Source organism: Candidatus Parvarchaeota archaeon (genome assembly GCA_016866895.1).
Lineage (GTDB): Archaea > Micrarchaeota > Micrarchaeia > Anstonellales > VGKX01 > VGKX01.
Map to the genome: position 1 here is coordinate 1 of VGKX01000202.1, position 1,620 is coordinate 1,620.

The window sequence follows — 1,620 nt, forward strand, 5'->3', positions numbered from 1 at the left end:
AAAATACCGCCTCTTCTTCACGACTTCTCCCTGGGGTACCAAGGGGGTGTCCGCAGTCTGAGGCCACAGCCTCAGACGATTGAGACTCCCTTAAAGAAAGTTGTTAAGAAAAAATGTGATGGAAGAAAGACGTGTATTCCAGCAGGTTCATTTTATCCCTTTCATTGGGCCCCCTCAAGTTGACTTTGGGAATCCAACATTTTAGTATCTCGGAGCCCCGCAAAGTGCGAGGCGGGCAATGCGGGGGTCGGTAGCTCAGTCGGTAGAGCAGTTGGCTCTTAACCAATTGGTCGTGGGTTCGAGTCCCACCCGACCCACCATCCGGTTTTTTCATTTTTTCACATGCATTTCTGCTGTCTCTTTTAAAAATGTCTGTGAGCTAAAAACAGCCTGCAAGCTCCACAGCATTTTTGGTTCCAAGGGTTCCAAAAACAGCTGATTGGCAGTATACTTTCTGCATGAACTTGCTGTCCCTTCCAGAACTTCTGCGCCACTATTATTCCGGCGGTCCGCTCGTGATGTTTGATGTGGAAACCAATGGACTCAACACGTTTCATGATGAGATTGTAGAAATTGCGGCCCTGGTTCTGGATAAAAATGGCGAGCAGGAACGTTTTGAAGAAGTTCTCTATCTACACCCCAATAAAATAAATGCCGAAGCCTGGAAGGTCCACAAGATTCCACCCGAAGTGCTGGAAAAAGCCCGTAAACCCCAAGCAGTGCTGTCTGACTTCATTGCTTTTTGCAAAGACCGTTCTTTAGTAGCTCACAACATCAAGTTCGATTTCCCCATCCTTAACGCCAACTTGATTCGCCATGGCCTCCGGCCTTACCAGAATGAAAAAGTAGCTTGCACGTTCATGTATTCCAAAGACTTTAATCTCCCTGGGAAACTCAGCGAACTTGCCAAACACTATGGCCTTCATCCTGCAGCCTCTTCGCTGCATCGGGCCATGGCCGATGTAGAACTCCTTTCTGCCGTCATGCAGGCCATGCTCAAAGAACATGAGCCCGGCCAAATGCAGTATTCCCTCGTATTTTAAGGCATCACAATGTAGGCAATACGAATTCCACTCTGCTTGGGTTTTTGCCCAGCTCAAGCGGATTTTACGGTGCAGCTGCCATGCCCGGGTCAAAAATAGCAACCACATAAAGCCTGCCAATGGCAACAAAGCCTGCAGCGGTTTGAAGTTGAAACTTGGAGCTGGGTTGCACCTTGTACGGAACTGCCTACCGGCCTTTGCTTTGATTCAGCGCTCAATAGGGGGCACTGGCTTCATGCCCAGAGCCCCAAAAACTTCATCTTCGGTTCTGCCGGCAACGTGTTCTCCAGCGCGAAAGAGGCCGTATTCGTTGAGCAAAAATCCCTGTTCAATGGCACGCCTCCGCATCACCACATTAAAGTCTTTGGACCCTGTAAAATAAAGGAGCGCGGCGCCAGCGCTTTCCGCTGGGACCAGACGGATGTCGATCTGGAGTTTTTCTGGAAGAATCAAAAACGAAAATTTGGTGTCTCCCTGGCCTAGCACAGTGGTTTTTTTAAAAGGCTTCAGCACTGCGGTAGCCAGATCCTTCATCATGAGGGGGGCAGTTGCCACCGTACGGCCTTTTTGGGTGGCC

At 49.4% G+C, this 1,620-nt stretch carries 2 protein-coding genes and 1 tRNA gene; 2 read left to right on the top strand and 1 reads right to left on the bottom strand.

The window, feature by feature from the left end; translation table 11 throughout:
* Positions 1–244 precede the first annotated feature (244 nt).
* A tRNA-Lys gene (locus FJZ26_05920) sits at positions 245–320 on the top strand.
* A gap of 138 nt (positions 321–458) precedes the next feature.
* Complete coding sequence (locus FJZ26_05925) at positions 459–1,043, top strand: 3'-5' exonuclease (GenBank protein MBM3229946.1); 585 nt, start codon at positions 459–461, stop codon at positions 1,041–1,043.
* A 207-nt stretch (positions 1,044–1,250) separates the two neighbouring features.
* Here FJZ26_05925 and FJZ26_05930 read toward each other — a convergent pair.
* On the bottom strand, positions 1,251–1,620 hold a 370-nt coding region (locus FJZ26_05930), incomplete at its 5' end, for a DNA polymerase III (protein MBM3229947.1).

Bases quoted from the DNA above. Each gene is read 5' to 3' on its own strand.
- FJZ26_05925 (MBM3229946.1), top strand. From the start codon at position 459: ATGAACTTGCTGTCCCTTCCAGAACTTCTGCGCCACTATTATTCCGGC.